We start from the raw sequence: 15,385 nt of genomic DNA on the forward strand, positions 1-15,385 counted from the left end.
TAGGGTCGGCTCCCGTGACCGCGGACCGTGAGCAGATCGCCCGAGTCGTCGCCTCCGTCGAGCCCTTCGACGCCCTGGAGGCCGAGCACCGAGGGGCCGTGCTGGAGTGGATCGGTTCCGGGGCCGAGCTGTACCGGCTCGTGCCGCCGGACCGGCCGCCCATGCACCTGGTGTCGTACTTCGTGCCGTTCGACGAGGCCACGGGCTCGCTGCTGCTGACCGACCACCGCAAGTCCGGACTGGTCCTGCCCCCGGGCGGCCACTGCGAGGCCGGTGAGCTGCCGTGGCAGACGGTGCGGCGGGAGTGCGTCGAGGAACTGGGCGTCCGGGCGGCCCCGTTGCCGTGGCTCGGCACCGGTCCGCTCTTCGTCACGGTCACGGCGACCCAGGGCACGGCGGTGCGGCGGCACACGGACGTGAGCCTCTGGCACGTGATCGACGTGGCGCGCACCGACGCCCGACTGCGGCTCGATCCGGGAGAGTTCGACGGCGGACACTGGCTGTCCTTCGACGAGCTGCTCGCCCTGCCGCTCGATCGCCTCGACCCGCACATGCACCGGTTCGCCCGCAAACTGCGCGCACGGCACGGCGCCGTCGCGCCGCGGTGACCGGAGCCCGGGCCGCGACCGGAGCCCGGGCAGCGACCGGCGCGCGGGAGGTGACCGCGTCGGGCCAAAGGCGTTGCGTCCCTTCTCCCGCGTCAACCATGATCAAGGGAACCACCCCCCTGAGGAAGAGAGCACCGTGCTGGAAGTGGATCGGCTGACACGCCGCTTCGGCGACCGTGTCGCAGTGGACGCGGCGTCGTTCCGTGTGGAACGGGGAAAGGTCACCGGCTTCGTCGGGGGCAACGGGGCGGGGAAGACCACCACCATGCGGATGATCATGGGTGTGCTGGCCCCCACCGGCGGTGAGATCCGCTGGAACGATTCCGCGCCCACCGCCGCCGACCGGCGGACCTTCGGCTACATGCCGGAGGAGCGGGGGCTGTACCCGAAGCAGCCGGTGCTGTCCCAGCTGGTCTACCTCGGACGGCTGCGCGGGCTGAGCGCCGCCGCGGCCCGCTCGTCCGCCACCGGCCTGCTGGACCGCTTCGGACTGGGCGACCGGGTCAACTCCCGTCTGGAATCCCTGTCGTTGGGCAACCAGCAGCGGGTGCAGATCGCCGCCGCGCTGCTCGGCGAGCCCCAACTGCTCGTGCTGGACGAACCGTTCTCCGGGCTGGACCCCGGCGCCGTGGACAGCATGACCGAGGTGCTGCGCGAGTTCGCCGGACGCGGGGTGCCCGTGCTGTTCTCCTCGCACCAGCTCGAGCTGGTGGAGGCACTGTCCGACCGGCTGGTGATCCTGTCCGGCGGCAAGGTCGTGGCCCACGGCACCTCCGACGAACTGCGCCGCCGTGGCCCCCGGCGGCACGTGCTGGTCACCGGCGGGGAGACCGGCTGGCTGCGCGACGTCTCCGGCGTCACGGTGATCGAGGAGGGCGAGGGCCGGGCCGTGCTGGAACTCGCCGACGGGCAGGCCACGGCCGACACGCTGCTCACGGAGGCGCTCCGCCGCGGATCCGTGCGGGAGTTCGCCGAACTGGTGCCGAGTGTCGCCGACGTCTACCGGGAGATGACCGCATGACCGCCCTGCGTGACCGTACCTGGTGGATCGTCGCCACCCGCGAGATGTCGGTGAAGATGCGCGACCGGGGCTTCCTGGTCTCGACCGGCATCACGCTGCTGCTGATCCTCGGCGTGCTCGGCTTCCAGGTCTTCATGGGGACCTCGGGGCGCGAGGTGACCGTCGCGGCGGTCGGCGACGGGTCCCGGCAGGTGCTGCGGGTGTCCACGGCGCTGGCCGAGGCGTCCGGCGAGGACGTCCGGTTCGAGGAGCGGCCCGCCGCATCGGCCGCCGCTGCCCGGGCCCAGGTGCTCGACGACGAGGCCGACGTGGCCCTGCTGGCGTCCGGCGACGGCGGCTGGCAGCTGGTGGGCGCCGCCGAACGGAACTCCGACGCGGAGATCTGGATCGGCGCGGCGGTCCGCCAGGCGGTGATGGAGGAGAACGCCGCGCGGGCCGGCACCAGCCTGGGCGAGCTGGCGGCGGGCGCGGACGTGTCCTACGAGCTGCTGGAGCCCGGCAAGCCGTCCGGGACGACCATGTACTTCACGACGTTCGTCTTCACCTTCCTCTTCTACTTCTCGTCGGTGCTGCTGGGCAGCGGCCTCGCGGTGAGCGTGGTGGAGGAGAAGCAGAACCGGATCGTGGAGATCGTCGCCTCCTCCATCCGGGTGCGGGACCTGCTGATCGGCAAGACGCTCGGCGCGACGCTGATGGCCCTGGCCCAGATCGCGCTGCTGGCGGGCGTGGCGGTGGTCGCGCTGCTGGTGACCGGACGGGACCGGCTGCTCGAGCAGATCAGCGGCGGGCTGGGCTGGTACCTGGTCTTCTACACGGTGGGCGTGGCCGTGCTCGCGTGCGTCTTCGCCGCCGCCGGGGCGGTGTCGACGCGGCACGAGGACATCGCGTCGACCACGACGCCGGTCTCCACCGTGCTGATGGTCATGATGTTCGCGAGCCTGCTGGCGTCCGGATCGGTGAAGACGGTGCTGTCGTTCCTGCCGCTGGGGTCCGTGATGGTCATGCCGTCCCGGCTGGTGTCGGGGGACGCCGCGTGGTGGGAGGCGGCCGTCGCCCTGCTGATCTCGCTGGTCGCCGCGGCCGTGGTGATCCGGCTCGCCGAGCGGATCTACCGGCGGGCGCTGATGCAGACCTCGGGGAAGCTCACCTTCCGCCAGGCGCTGCGGCTCACCGACTAGAACCCGCTCTCCGGGCGCGGCGTGCGCGCTCGAACTCCGCGACGTCCGCCATCCACGGACCGTGGGGTTCGAGCGCGGCGCAGCCGCCGCGGACGAAGGCGTGCACCAGGCGCCGGTAGTCGTCGAGCCCGTCGACCAGGCCGTACTCGACCCGGTACTCCGGGTCCCTGCCGTCGGCGCCTTCCCGCACCGTCGTGACGCGGGCGACGGAGTCCGCGTAGAAGTGGAGCTGGATCCCCTCGCCCACCTCCTCGTCCTCGATGGTGAACACCTCGTTGTCGGCGGCGGAGCGTTCGCCGACGAACTCCCAGAACGCGGCGGAGGCACCGCGCCGGCCGTCCCGCCGCCACTTCACCTCGACGCCCTTGTCGTCGCTGAACGACAGGGCCGTCCTGCTCGCACCCCCGACGGCGCCGGTGCGGCCGTCCTCGGCCTCCGCGTCCTCTTCTCCGGACGTTTCACCGGCGGTGTCCCCGGCGGTGTTTTTGGAGCGGTCCGCGGTCTCCGAGCACATGAGGAAGCCCACCGTGCGCACCGCGTCGTCGGCGAGTCCGGGGTGGGCCCGGCGGACGGCCTGGTCGACCGCCGTCGCCACCCGGTCCCAGGCGCGCTTGTCCGTGGTGCGGTTCCCCCGGCGCGGATCGAGACCGATCCGCATCCCGGCGCACGCCCGCTCCGCGGTGGCGATCACCCGCAACACCTCCGGCAGCAGCGCGGCGTCGACGGCGTCGGGGATCCGCCGGGGAATCGTCGCGCCGTGCGCGTACTGGCCGGTGTACCGCAGGAGCGCGGCGTCGAGCGGGCCGAGGAGTACGCCGCGCTCGGCGCGACGGCGGTCCGCGTGGTGGTCGCGCACCCGCTGCTCGTCCGGGGTCACCGTCGCCGCGCGCATCGCCGCGCAGACCTGACCGCGCTCGAGCAGGTCGACGTCGGCCCCGTGGGCGACCAGCCGGCCCCTGTCCCACGGAACGCGCCGGAAGAGGGCGTCGACGTCCGCGGGGGACGCCAGGAGAACCGGGTCCAGCAGCGCGGCGGCGGCGGTCCCGTCGAGGGCGCCGCGGGTTCCCGCGGCGTCGCACAGCGGCAGGACGGCACTCCACAGCAGCAGGTGTCGGGACAGGTCCTCCCGGATCACCGCCAGATGGGCCTCCGTGACCGGGAACGTGAACGTGCGGGGCTCGTGGTCGGCATCGGCCCCGGCGCCGAGCATCAGCCTCAGCTCACCGTTCTCACGGATCACGCAGGGGATCCAGCCGCTGCCCCGCGTGAACACGACGTCTCTCATGGGCCCAGACCCTCTCCGCACCGCTCCGACGGCGAAGCCGAACGGTCAGTTGGCGACCCGGTGAGCCTACTGGCTGCCGAACCCGCGCAGCGCCCGCCCCCCGCACCGCCGCCGAAGGCCGGATGCCGGGCGGCCGACCACCCCGTCGCCGGGGGGAGGGGCCGTGGGGCGGGCGTTCGTGGGCGCCCGCCCCACGGGGCTCAGGCGGTCAGGAGGGTGAGGCCGTACCGGGTGAGGATCTCGTTGACCGGCTGGTGCCAGGTCTGGCCGCCGGTGGAGCAGTTGCCCCAGCCGCCGGAGGTGACGCCCTGCGCCTGGTCACCGCTGATGAACGCGCCGCCGGAGTCCCCGCCTTCGGCGCACACGCTGGTCTTGGTCATCTGGTACACGGCCCCCTGGCTGTAGTTGACCGTCTCGTTCTTGGCCAGGACGGTCCCGCAGTGCCAGCGGGTGGTGGAGCCGGAGCGGCAGACCGACGCGCCGACCGGTGCCTCGGCGGAGCCGCGCACCAGCTGGTCGGAGACGGTGCCCCAGCCGAGGACCACGGGAACGGTCCACCAGCCGCTGCCGACGTTCACCCACGCGTAGTCGTTGCCGGGGAACGACGAACCCTGGAAGGTGCCGATGTGGGTGCGGTCCCAGCCGCTCACCGCCTGCCCGACGCCTCCGCAGTGCCCGGCGGTGACGAAGCCGCCGACCACCGAGAAGCCGATGGAGCAGCGGACGTTGCCCGTGTAGTACGGGTCGCCGCCGACCGTGCCGGCCGCCAGGGTGCGCGGGGCGCCGGGGACGACGTCGACGGTGACGGGCCCGGCGGCTCGGGCCCGGTCGAGGAACCGCTGGACGGCGTCGTCGGACCGGCTCCCGCCCGCCACGTTCACCACGACCGTGTTGGCGGCCGGGTCCACGTGCCAGCTGGTGACCCCGGCGGGGGCGTCGAGCCGGTCGACGCGCTGCTTGACGGCGTCGAGCTCGCGGGCGCTGTGCTCGACGGCGCGGACCGTGGCGCCGGTGGCCTCGACGGCCCGGCGGGTGCGGTCCCCGGCGTCCTCGGTGAGGGCGACGGTGAGCCGCCCGGAGGAGGCGTCGAACCAGGAGCCGCCGTACGCGGCGCCGGCGGCCCGGCGGGCCTTCGGCTCGGCGGTGGTGGCGCGTTCCTCCGCGGCGAGTCGGGCCTCGGCCTCGGAGGCGGTCAGGCCCAGGTCCGCCCGCAGGGCGGAGAGCAGGGCGGGGGAGGCGGGCGCCTCGGACGCCTCACGGGCGCTGGAGGCCCGCTCGTCCGCGGCGGCCGAGGGGGCGCCGGCACCGGCCCAGGCGCCGACCAGGAAGAGGGCGGCCAGAGCGGTGCGGGTGAGGGCGTTGCGTCTCATGGGAGTGCCTTTCGGTCGTTCCGGCGAGGTGGGGTGGAACGGTTCTGAGAGCGCTCTCCGTGCGAACCGCGCGGAGTCCGCGCGGCCGGTGCCCGCCGTTCGTACGGGGCGGACGGGGTGACCCTCCGCGGGGGCGGGCCGGGCGGCTCGCTCCTCGCGGAGGGACGTTCAAGGGGGGAGGGGAAGGCCGGGCCTCAGGTGCCCGGCCTCAGGTGCCGGGGCCGAGCTCCAGCGTCCAGGAGGCCGGGGCGCCGTCCTGGAGGTGGCCGTCGACCGGAGTCGACCCGGTGGGGCCGACGTCGTCGTACGGGAAGGCGTAGCCGACGGTGGCGTGTTCGTGCACCAGCCGGGCGTAGTGGTTGGTGACCGGATGGGTGTAGTACCGCTCCGGCGGCACGCCGTTCGGCTGGTCGTGGCCGCCCTCCACCAGCAGGGAGCTGCGGTTGAGGGCCGCGGCCAGCCGGGCCGCCACCGCGCCCCGGGCGTCGCCGCCCGAGTTGTACAGCGGCCCGCTCGCACAGCCGAAGATGTCGACGGCGCTCGGCCGGGTGAACGGCACGCCGTTGTCGTCGAGCCCGGCGAGAACGAGCGCCCCGCCGGTGACCCGGCCGGTGAACCTGCCGATGCCGCCCTGTCCGTCGACCGTGAGCGGCGTCGTCCCGAAGTGCCGCCAGACCGCGTCCAGGTACGGCTCCCAGTAGTCGCCGAAGCCGCTCGCCTCGTGCACGGGGGCCATGGCCCGCACCACTTTGCCGGCGTCGTCGGTGACCACGAGCCGGTCCCAGGGCGCGCCGTCGGCGGCGTGCTGCGCACGCAGGCCGTCGGCGATCCGGCCGAGGGCGCCGGCGGGCAGCGGAGGCACCGACTGCGGACCCGCGCTGCCGGTGGTCGACATGGCCACGGGCAGGGACACCATGTCGACGTAGCTGATGTTCGCGTACAGGTTGGCGCTGTTGTAGGTGAACTCGCAGAAGGTCCAGTTGGTGCGCCAGTTGGGGTCGGCGGGGGTGAGCGCCGGCTGGACCATGCCCGGAACCCCGCCGCCGACGGGCGGGTTGACGAAGAACTCCAGCTTCCTGCCGACCGAGAACCACACCCGGCCGCTGATCACGTACTGGTTCAGCGTGACGCGCACGCCGGGCGAGCCGGACGGGCCCAGCGGGATGGAGTGGTCGGGCACCGGGGTCAGGACCGCCGAGGGGGCGGCCAGCCGGTGGAAGCCGCCGTCGGCGCCCACGAAGCCGGGCCACCCGGACTCGTCGGAACCGCTGATGTAGGCGTGGACGGTGTCGCTGCCCGAGGTGTTGCGCAGGGTGATCGGCAGCGACGCCGCCGCGTGAGCCCTGCCGGCGTTCTGCGCGTTCTCCACGCGCTCACCGGCCGCGGCCCGCGGGGCGTGGGAGAGGGCCCAGGCCGGCGCGCCCAGCGCGGCAGCGGCACCCGCCAGGACGAAGGATCGCCTCGAAACCACGTTGCTCCTCCTGAGGACGTCCCGGGGCGCGCGTCGACCGCACGCGTCAGGGAGTGTGGGGGGTGTTCAGGTGGGGTGGGGCGAGGTGGGGCGGGGCGCACCGGCAGGAAGGGGAGGCGGAACGAACGGCCGGAGCGCCCGCCCCGGTGTGGCGTGTTCGGAACTGATGAAATCCTGTGCTTGTTGTCGCGTCAAGAGCCTTGAGAGCGCTCTCAGTTGAGCAATGTTGTTGCATTAACCCGCGTTCGCCGCCACCGGCGCTCCGAAGCGTGCGAGGTGGTGCCACACCTTCTTGATCGCCTGGGGGTCGTGGCGGCCGGTGCGCGCCGCGTCGCCGACGATCCGTGGATCGAGCACGCCGTCGACGGCGATCCGTGCGCCCACGTCGACGCATTCCTGTCCGCGGAAGCCGGGACGGCGGAGCAGTTCCGCGACACCGAGGCGGAAGCCGGGGTGCCACTCCACCGGGCACCCGACGCGCAGTGCCGCCGCCGCCACGGCCGTCCCGCGGTAGCAGGGGTCCAGGACCAGGGCCTCCGCGTCGCGGTCCGGGAGCACCGGGCCGTGGACCTGCGCCTCGACGTAGTCGTCGAGGGGGTCCCGCCCCCCGGCGAGGGCGAGGCCGACGAGCCGTCCCATGCGGGCCGCGACGCCGAAGTCCGCCGGGGAGTCACAGCTGTCCGGATAGCAGAACGTGGTCCGCGCCGATGTCGCGGGGGCGAGCCGGAAGTGGGCGGACCCGAAGCGCGGCGCCGCGCCGGCCGGGTCGCGGCGGAGGTTCAGCGCCCCGTAGACGGGCCGCTCCTCGGCGGGCGCCTCGTCGTACGCCGCGCCGAAGATCCGGCTCTCCCAGTGCCACCGGTCGCCGCCGGGCCGGGCGGTGAGCCCGCCGTTGCCGGTGCCGGTGACGAACTGCGAGCGGTAGACGCCGTCCTCGGCCAGGGCGTCCAGGAGCGGCCTGCCGCGGAAGAGGCGGTCGGGGTGGAAGTTGAGGGTGACGCGCAGCGTCGGGTCCAACGGGGGTCCCTGCGGCGCCAGTTCTGCGACGTGACGGAGGGCCCGTTCCCGCGCCGACGGCAAGGCTCCGGAGCTCATCCGGCCAGTCTTCCCCGGCCCGGTGGGCCGCCGCACGGGATTTCCCGGCCGCGGGGCGGCCCCTCCCGGGTGCCGGCCCGTGACCACCGGAGCAGGGCTGCCCGGTCGCCGTGGCTATCCTGATGGCCTCTGCCGCAGCGGCCATCGGGACGGCGTCGGTGAACAGGCTCCCCGTGCACAACGGTGGCGACGACTTCGTCTGCCTCTTCGTCGAGCCGTACTGCGAGATCTTCTGGTTGAAGCCCGGTGACGAGTTCACCGTTGTGCCGGGTGACGGCGTGCCGGACCCCCGGTTCACGGTGGTCACGGTCAAGCACCGTCTGGTCGTCTGGATCTACGAAGGCGGCGACCCCGCGAAGGTGATCACCGACTACACGGTCGTCGACCGCGACGGCACGGAACTGCCGGACGGCCATCAGTGGCCCGCCGGCCGGAGCCCGTACTGACGCCCGCCCCGCAGCTCCACCGCACAGGGAGCCGTCGCCGGCCCTCCGGGGTGAAGGTGAAGGTCCGCCGGAAGGGCCCTGCTCCGAAGCGGCACCCGCTCCGCCGCGGATCAGCAGCCTGACCGATCCGTCCGGCCCGCACCAGGCCCGTCGTCTCCGCCGGCATGCCGCCGCAGCCACGCCGCCTCCGTGGGCGTCAGATTCGGGTCGGCCAGTTTCGCCCGGACCGCCTCCCGCATCCGTCCCGCCGGGTCTGTCCGGCAGCCGCTGCGCATACCGCGCAGCAACAGCCCCCGCCCGAGGCGGGAGGCGAGTCCCGGCACGTCCGCACTGCCCACGGTCACGATGGTCATCGCCACATCGGCAGCCGGATCACCAGCGCCCGCATTGCGCCAGTCGATCACCACCGGGCCCCGCCGGGTCAGAACGACGTTGCCCGGGTGCAGGTCCAGATGCAGCACCCGGTCACCCTCTGCCGTGCTGAACCGCCTGGGCAGCCACTCCGGTGCCGGCAGCGCGTGCAGCCGGTCGTGGAGGCGGCCCAGCTCCCGGCCGAGAGAACCCGCCCGCCACGGGCGCCGGGCCAGCACGTCCAGCATCGTCGGCCCGGCCAGTCGCTCGAGAACCATGTCGGTGTCGGTGGTCTCGTACACCCGCGGCACCGGATACCCGCACGCCGCAAGGTGCGTCATCAAGCGTGACTCCAGACCGGTCGGCCCCCCGTGCCGGTATCGCCGCAGCACCCTGGCCTCGTCCAGGGCATACACATCAGCATCCCGGCCCTGCGCGATCAACTCCATGCCGTGCAGTCTGCGTTGCCGGCCCAGCCACCGCCAACAGGGCGAACGTTGCTTGAACCGGCACCAGCGGTTGCCCAGGGGGCCCAGGAGGAGGGAGCCCGCTACTGCTCTGCACGAAGCTGAGCTCGGTAGCCCGTGACCGTGATGGTTCGTAGTGGCCTTCCGGAATGCATGGGGTGCTCCACGTTCGCGGCCTCGACTTCCGCTGATCCTTCAAGCGACAAGGAACAAAGCACGCAGTGGAACGACTCCATGGACACCGTGGTGCCCTTCTCCCTTTCTGTCGGCTGAAGTGCGACAGTCGCCTCGCCTCCGCATGCCGGGCAGAGTGTCGTGGCCAGGAGGCGGTAGGTAGTGCCATCGACAGGCGACCCGAAGCGGTCGATGCCGGTCGGCGTCGCGTTGGGTGACGGATTGTTGAGAGCTCGCTCCTTGACGTCCCGCGGCAGTCCGGAGAAACGGTCCTCGAAGAGATGGCGAGCCTGTCTGATGCGGATCTGTACGTCTCGCTCCACCTCGGTCCGCTGCTTGTCGACGGCGAAGTTGACCATGCTTGACCATCGGCCCCAGAAACCCGCCACAGGCACCGCGATCTCCATGAGGAGAAGCGCCGTGCTTTCGGCGAACGCGGGGAGCAGCGTCTTCGCTCCGTCGCCGCCGCCCGCGTGAGCTGTGCCGTTCCGTAGGTCGATAAGTTTGTCGAGTCTTGGCCCAGGGGGCAGGGTGCCCAGCTTGCGGAGCCGCTTGATCGCGTCGGCAGCTCCCACCGTACGGACCTTCTCGACGTCCATCTCCAGATGGCCGCCGAAGTACAGCAGCAAGTCCGGGTTCCCCTTGTTCAGGTCCAGCAGGTAGACCGGGTTCTTCGAGACCAGCACCGCCTTGGCGAGTTGCTCGACGGCCACCCCGGCGTGCAAAGCGAATTCGTCGTACTCACCCCGCCCATGATCTTCCATGGCCCGATGAGCTGCCTTCTGCGCACGCGTGAGGAAGCTCTTGTACGAGAGGGAGTCGTCCATGCCGGGACGGTAGCGGCCCTCGCCTCGTCAGGGCGACCGAGTTGGTCGCTCAGCCCGCACGGGAAGCGGAACGCCGAGGGTGGCGGGGAGATCAGGTGTTCATCCCCCGCGCCGACGGGAGGAGACGGGGCGGGTGTCGACCGGGGGTGAGCGCTCCCGGCTCCGAGGGCTTCTGCTGTCGAGCCGGCTTGGTGCGCTCTATACGCGTAGACGCCGCGTGCTCCATCATGGTCGCGCTCCGTCCCGCACCACTGTGCCGGTCGTGCCCGCGGCCGGTTCCCCTGGCATGCCCCGGCCCCTCCGGGGCGCCCGACTTCCGCTGGAGGATGTGTTGTCCGTCAGACAGCAGATGCGCACCGCCCTGTGCGGCGTGGCCCTCACCGGCATCGTGCTCACCACCGCCCAGGGCCTCGCCGTGGCGGCGCCCGCGCCGGGCGGTGGGGCGAAGGCGTCGCCCGGCGCGGGCGCCGTCGCCGCCGCCGAGGACGACGCCGCCCGCTCGCTGGCCCGCTCCCTCGCCGACACGGCATGGCGGGCCGAGGTGGACCGGGCCGCCGCGGGCGGCGGGGAGCTCGGGCTGAAGGCCCTGGCCGCCCGCTCCGGCGCCCGTGCCGCGGGCCCGCTCGCCGCCGACGTCGCCGCCGCGGACCGCGCGGTCCTCGCCGCGAAGGGCCTCGACGCCGGCACCGGTGGACTGCTGACCGTGGCCCTCGCCGGGGACGCCGACCCGCGGCGTGCCCCGCTGGTCGCCGTGGCTCCCTCCGACGACGGGGCCACCGCCGTCACCGCCTACGACACCGCGGGCCGCCGGCACACCCTGGACGCGGCGAAGGCGCCCGACGTCCCGGTGTACGTGGTCGGGGTCGACGGGGAGAAGGCCGTCGAGGCCGGCATGGAGGTCCTGGAACGGGAGCTCGCCGCCGCCGGGGTGTCCACCGCAGAGGTGCCCGCCGCCGGCACCGCGGGCCGGCCGGCCGCCACCGCCACGGCCACGACCACCGGGTACTGGACCTCCCGCATCACCTCCGTGCGCCTGGAGGACGACAAGGAGACCTGGATCAAGGGCGACGCCGAGATCTTCAGCATCGTCAGCGGCTTCGGCCTCGACGGCAAGGTCCGGGTCGACACGGTGACCCACCCGTACCTGGACGACGCGGGGACGACGTACCACCCGAACCAGATCCTGGTGAACTGGTCGCAGTACAAGTACAACCTGGCCGACGTCGTGATGATGGAGGACGACGGCGGCACCGACTACTCGGCGCTCGCCAAGGCGATGGCGGCCGCCCTGCTGACCATCGCCGACCTCGGCGCGTACATCCCGCTGGTCGACCCGGTCGTGGACGCCCTGCCGTCCTCCTTCTGGACCGACGACGCCGACTTCGTCGACGCCTGGTACACCCTCGCCCGGGAGACCACCGGCGCCCGCGACGGCGCCGGCGGCAACGGCCGCTTCACCCTCGACCGGTACTGGGTCCAGGCACTCTGACCGGACCTCCCGCCTCCGCCCCGCCGGCGGCCCGACTCCGTCGGCGGGGCGGTGAGTTGTCCTGATAAGGCACCCTTGACGCGGTTGGGGCCGATAGAGGAACCTGGGCGGTGTGCCAGGGGGGCCAGGGGAGGCTCCCCACGCGGCACGTCGCCGGGGGGCGCATGACCATAGGGGTGGTCGGCGGGGCGGGTGCGGGATCGGGGTTCCGGCTGGAGCGGCTGGAAGACGCGATGCGCAGACGTCTGGGCCGTGAATGTCTGTACGTGCCGTCGTGCCGTCTCGGGCTGTACCTGGCACTGCGGCGCTGGTGCCGGCCGGGGGGCCGGGTGCTGATGTCGCCGGTCAACGACGACGTCATCTTCTTCGTCGTGCTCGCGGCCGGACTGCGGCCCGTGCAGGCCCCGTTGCACCCGTACGACGGGACGATGGACGTCGCCGCCGTCGCCCCGGAGGTGTGGCGGGGGCTCGCCGGGGTGCTCACCGCCAACCTGTACGGCAACCCGGATCCGGCGCCCCGGCTGCGCGCGGAGTGCGACCGGTGGGGGATCCCGCTGATCGAGGACGCCGCGCACGCCATCGGCAGCGAGGTGGACGGGCGGCCGGTGGGATCCTTCGGGACGGCGGCCGCGTTCAGCCTCTCCAAGCACGTGGGCGCCAAGGCCGGGGGAGTGCTGGCCTTCGACGACGAACCCGGCCTCCGCGAGGAACTGGTGCGGGCCCGTGACGCCCTGCTGGAACCCGCCCGGGCCTGGAACGAACTCGCCTACGGCGTCCGCCCGTTCGCCGAGGCGGCGGTGCGCCGGCTGGGGCTGCGGCGGGCCGCCTGGGCCACCCTGCGGATGCTGGGGATGAGCGAACGCGACGGCATCCGCATGCCGTTGCGGGCGTCGGAGCTGGCCGAGGCGACGGCGTCGGAGCCCGGCCTCGCCGCCCACCACTCCTGGGTGCGGGTCGACATGCACGACTACCGCCTCGCCCCCGGACGGCTCCGGACCCGCCGGATCACGCGAAGATTCGGGCGGCTCGACGCCGTGCTCGCCGCCCACCGCGCCGGGACCGCGCTCCTGCTCGACACCGCGTGGGCCGCGCCCCGGACCGCCGCCGAACCGCTCCAGCCGCTGTTCCGGGTGCCGCTGCTGGTCGACGACCGCGACGCCGCCGTCGCCGCGCTGGCCCGGCACGGCATCGTCACCGGATACCTCTACGACCCCCCGCTCGACGACTACGCCGGCCCCGAGTTCACCGACCTCTCGGCACGGCCCGCGCCCGCCCGCCACTTCGCCCGGCACGCCCTCCCGGTGGACCCGCTGCGCGCCGCCGAGGCGATCGCCGCGCTGCGCCGGGCGGGCATCGGACCCGCCGCGGCGCTGCCCGCCGGGCACCCGGACACCGTCCCGAAGGGCGGAGGCGGTGGCTGACATCCAGGAGGTGGCGGACGTCACGGACACCGGCCCGCGGACCTCCGGCGCACGGCGGCCGCCGCAACGCGCGGACGGCGGCGACTCGCTGTTCAGGAACGCGTACTTCCTCATGCTCAGCACCGGCGTGTCCGCCGTGCTCGGCCTGGCCTTCTGGCTGGTCGCCGCCCGCCACTACTCCCAGGAGGCGGTGGGCCAGGGATCGGCCGCCGTCGCCGCGATGCGGCTCCTCGCCAGCATCACCGCCACCACGATGATCGGCGCCGTGGTCCGCTTCGTGCCGCGCGCCGGCCGCGCCACCGGCTCGCTGGTGCTGCGCGCCTACGCCGTCAGCTCGCTGGTGGTGACCGTCGCCGGCGTCCTCTTCCTGCTCACCCTCGACCTGTGGGGGCCGTCGTACGCGCCGCTGGGCACCCCGCTCGCCGGGACGCTCTTCGTGGCCTCCTGCGTGGCCTGGGCCATCCTCACCCTGCAGGACGGCGTGCTCACCGGCCTGCGCGAGGCCGTCTGGGTGCCCATCGGCAACGCGGTGTTCTCCCTGGGCAAGCTGGTGCTGCTGATCGTCCTCGCCGGAGCCCTGCCGGTGCTCGGCGTGTTCGTCTCCTGGGGCGCCGCGATCGCCCTGTCCACCGTGCCGCTCGCCTGGCTGGTGTTCCGCCGGCTGATCCCCCGGCAGGCGGCCGCCGACCGCCACCGCCGGCCGCCCACCCTCAGGACCATCGGCCGCTTCATCGCCGGCGACTCGGTCGGCGCCCTGTTCAGCCTCCTGATGATCAACCTGCTGCCGGTGATGGTGGCGGTCCGCCTCAGCGCCGAGGAGAACGGCTACTTCTACGTCGCCTACACCGTCGGCGGCACCATGGAGTTCCTCGCCATCAACATGGCCTCCTCGCTGACCGCGCACGCCTCCCGCGACCCGCGCGCCCTCGCCGAAGGGGTCCGCGGAGCGCTCCGCCGGATGACCGTGCTCCTGGTGCCGGTGGTCGCCGTGCTGGCCGCGTTCGCGCCGCTGGTGCTCGCCCCGTTCGGCCGGGACTACGCGGACCAGGGCGCCACGGTGCTGCGGCTGCTGGCCGCCGCCGCGCTCCCGCGGGTGGCCGTGGAGCTCTACATCGGGGTGCTGCGGGTGGCGGGCCGCACCGCCATGCTCGCCCTGGTGCAGGGCGTGATGTGCGTGCTGGTGCTCGGCTCCGCCGCGCTGCTGCTCACCCCGGCCGGCATCGACGGAGCCGGCTGGGGCGTCCTGCTCAGCATGACCGCCGTCGCCCTGCTGTGCGTGCCCGGGCTGCGGGCCGCGCTGCGCGGCGAGGTCAAGGTCGGCGCCGACCTGGCGAACACCCCCGCCTACGGCACCCGTTGGGCACAGCTCAGGGCCGTCGACGGCGACGGCGAGGTGGTGCGCGCGGCCTCCGTGACCGGGCGGAAGCCCGCCGCCCGGTCCGCGTGGGACAGGGCGGTCGCCCTCGCGAGGGCGCCGCTCGGGCCGCCGGGGGAGCGGCGGCTGCGGGTGGCCCTGTGGTGGCTGCTGGGCTCGGCCGTGGTCTTCTACGCGGCCGCCCTGCGCCACCTGCCGTGGTCGGCCGCCGACCGGACCGGCCGCGCGGGCGACGGCGACTCCGGCCGCACCGCCGAGGAGGTCCTCGCCGCCCTGCCGGGCATCGCGCTGGCCGCCGCGCTGGTCATGCTGCTGGTGTACGTCGCCGCGCTGACCCTCTGCGCCCCCCTCGACCCCCGGCTGGCCGCGGCCGCCCTGACCGCACTGGTCCTCGCCCTCCACACCGCGCCCGCCGCGCTGGGCACCCGGCCCCTCGCGGAACACGCCACCTGGTGGTCCGCCACCGTGGACGGACCGCTCGGCGAGGCGCTGCGGTGGGCGCCCACCGCGTTCCTCGCGCTCGGCCCGCTGCCGCTGTGGCTGGTGCTCCGGTGGGCGCTTCGGCTGCCCGCGGAGACCTGCTGGTGGCTGCTGTGGCCCGCCGCGGTCCTCGCCTGGGCGCTGCGCGACACCCTGGCTCCCGCCGCCCCGGGCCTCCTCGGAGCCCTGCTGCTGTTCGCCGCCGTCGGCGCCCTCACCCACCGCGGCCCGCGCGGCAGGCGTCCCGCCCCGGCCCCGCCGCCCCCGCGCATCCCCCGCCGGGGGAGACACGACCACTGACCGACCTGCCGCTCGCCCCGGGCCGAA

At 73.9% G+C, this 15,385-nt stretch carries 13 protein-coding genes; 7 read left to right on the forward strand and 6 right to left on the reverse strand.

The annotated features are described in order from the left end of the window. Positions 1–14: 14 nt before the first annotated feature. The 3 genes from ABZ836_RS12235 (at position 15) to ABZ836_RS12245 (ending at position 2,807) form a co-directional block, all read left to right on the forward strand. A complete protein-coding gene (locus ABZ836_RS12235; protein WP_361141569.1) occupies positions 15–608 on the forward strand; it encodes an NUDIX hydrolase in 594 nt (197 codons plus the stop codon). A 136-nt stretch (positions 609–744) separates the two neighbouring features. Then, positions 745–1,629, forward strand: coding sequence for an ATP-binding cassette domain-containing protein (locus tag ABZ836_RS12240; RefSeq protein ID WP_356129522.1), 885 nt, complete (start codon positions 745–747; stop codon positions 1,627–1,629). Beyond that, positions 1,626–2,807, forward strand: a complete 1,182-nt coding sequence (locus ABZ836_RS12245; RefSeq protein WP_361141571.1) for an ABC transporter permease — start codon at positions 1,626–1,628, stop codon at positions 2,805–2,807. Before ABZ836_RS12240 ends, ABZ836_RS12245 begins: the two co-directional genes overlap by 4 nt. Here ABZ836_RS12245 and ABZ836_RS12250 read toward each other — a convergent pair. From ABZ836_RS12250 to ABZ836_RS12265, 4 genes are all read right to left on the reverse strand, one after another. Continuing rightward, the gene (locus tag ABZ836_RS12250; RefSeq protein ID WP_361141573.1) at positions 2,797–4,092 is read right to left on the reverse strand and encodes a DUF6357 family protein; all 1,296 of its coding nucleotides are present in this window, start codon (positions 4,090–4,092) and stop codon (positions 2,797–2,799) included. The two genes, ABZ836_RS12245 and ABZ836_RS12250, sit on opposite strands and share 11 nt — an antisense overlap. Positions 4,093–4,292: 200 nt before the next feature. Further along, the gene (locus tag ABZ836_RS12255) at positions 4,293–5,462 is read right to left on the reverse strand and encodes a S1 family peptidase (RefSeq protein ID WP_361141575.1); all 1,170 of its coding nucleotides are present in this window, start codon (positions 5,460–5,462) and stop codon (positions 4,293–4,295) included. Positions 5,463–5,670: 208 nt separating this feature from the next. After that, the gene (locus tag ABZ836_RS12260) at positions 5,671–6,933 is read right to left on the reverse strand and encodes a beta-1,3-glucanase family protein (protein WP_361141577.1); all 1,263 of its coding nucleotides are present in this window, start codon (positions 6,931–6,933) and stop codon (positions 5,671–5,673) included. Between the two features lie 234 nt (positions 6,934–7,167). Continuing rightward, positions 7,168–8,028: a DUF3626 domain-containing protein gene (locus tag ABZ836_RS12265; RefSeq protein ID WP_361141579.1), complete on the reverse strand. Its 861-nt coding sequence runs from the start codon at positions 8,026–8,028 to the stop codon at positions 7,168–7,170. A gap of 158 nt (positions 8,029–8,186) precedes the next feature. On the opposite strand from ABZ836_RS12265, the gene ABZ836_RS12270 reads away from it, so the two are divergent. Then, positions 8,187–8,474, forward strand: coding sequence for a hypothetical protein (locus ABZ836_RS12270; protein WP_361141580.1), 288 nt, complete (start codon positions 8,187–8,189; stop codon positions 8,472–8,474). Positions 8,475–8,584: 110 nt separating this feature from the next. Here the strand turns inward: ABZ836_RS12270 and ABZ836_RS12275 are convergent, their stop codons facing one another. Further along, the gene (locus ABZ836_RS12275) at positions 8,585–9,274 is read right to left on the reverse strand and encodes a phosphotransferase (protein WP_361141582.1); all 690 of its coding nucleotides are present in this window, start codon (positions 9,272–9,274) and stop codon (positions 8,585–8,587) included. A gap of 101 nt (positions 9,275–9,375) precedes the next feature. Beyond that, complete coding sequence (locus ABZ836_RS12280) at positions 9,376–10,293, reverse strand: hypothetical protein (RefSeq protein WP_361141583.1); 918 nt, start codon at positions 10,291–10,293, stop codon at positions 9,376–9,378. 331 nt (positions 10,294–10,624) lie between these two features. Here ABZ836_RS12280 and ABZ836_RS12285 point away from each other — a divergent pair, with 331 nt between their 5' ends. From ABZ836_RS12285 to ABZ836_RS12295, 3 genes are all read left to right on the forward strand, one after another. Beyond that, positions 10,625–11,782, forward strand: coding sequence for a DUF3103 family protein (locus ABZ836_RS12285; RefSeq protein WP_361141585.1), 1,158 nt, complete (start codon positions 10,625–10,627; stop codon positions 11,780–11,782). A 164-nt stretch (positions 11,783–11,946) separates the two neighbouring features. After that, a complete protein-coding gene (locus ABZ836_RS12290; protein WP_361141587.1) occupies positions 11,947–13,203 on the forward strand; it encodes a DegT/DnrJ/EryC1/StrS family aminotransferase in 1,257 nt (418 codons plus the stop codon). Next, on the forward strand, positions 13,196–15,358 hold the full coding sequence (locus ABZ836_RS12295) for a lipopolysaccharide biosynthesis protein (RefSeq protein ID WP_361141589.1): 2,163 nt from the start codon (positions 13,196–13,198) through the stop codon (positions 15,356–15,358). Before ABZ836_RS12290 ends, ABZ836_RS12295 begins: the two co-directional genes overlap by 8 nt. The last annotated feature ends 27 nt before the right edge of the window (positions 15,359–15,385 follow it).

It is taken from the genome of Streptomyces sp. NPDC047130 (assembly GCF_040643475.1).
Taxonomy (GTDB): Bacteria; Actinomycetota; Actinomycetes; order Streptomycetales; family Streptomycetaceae; genus Streptomyces.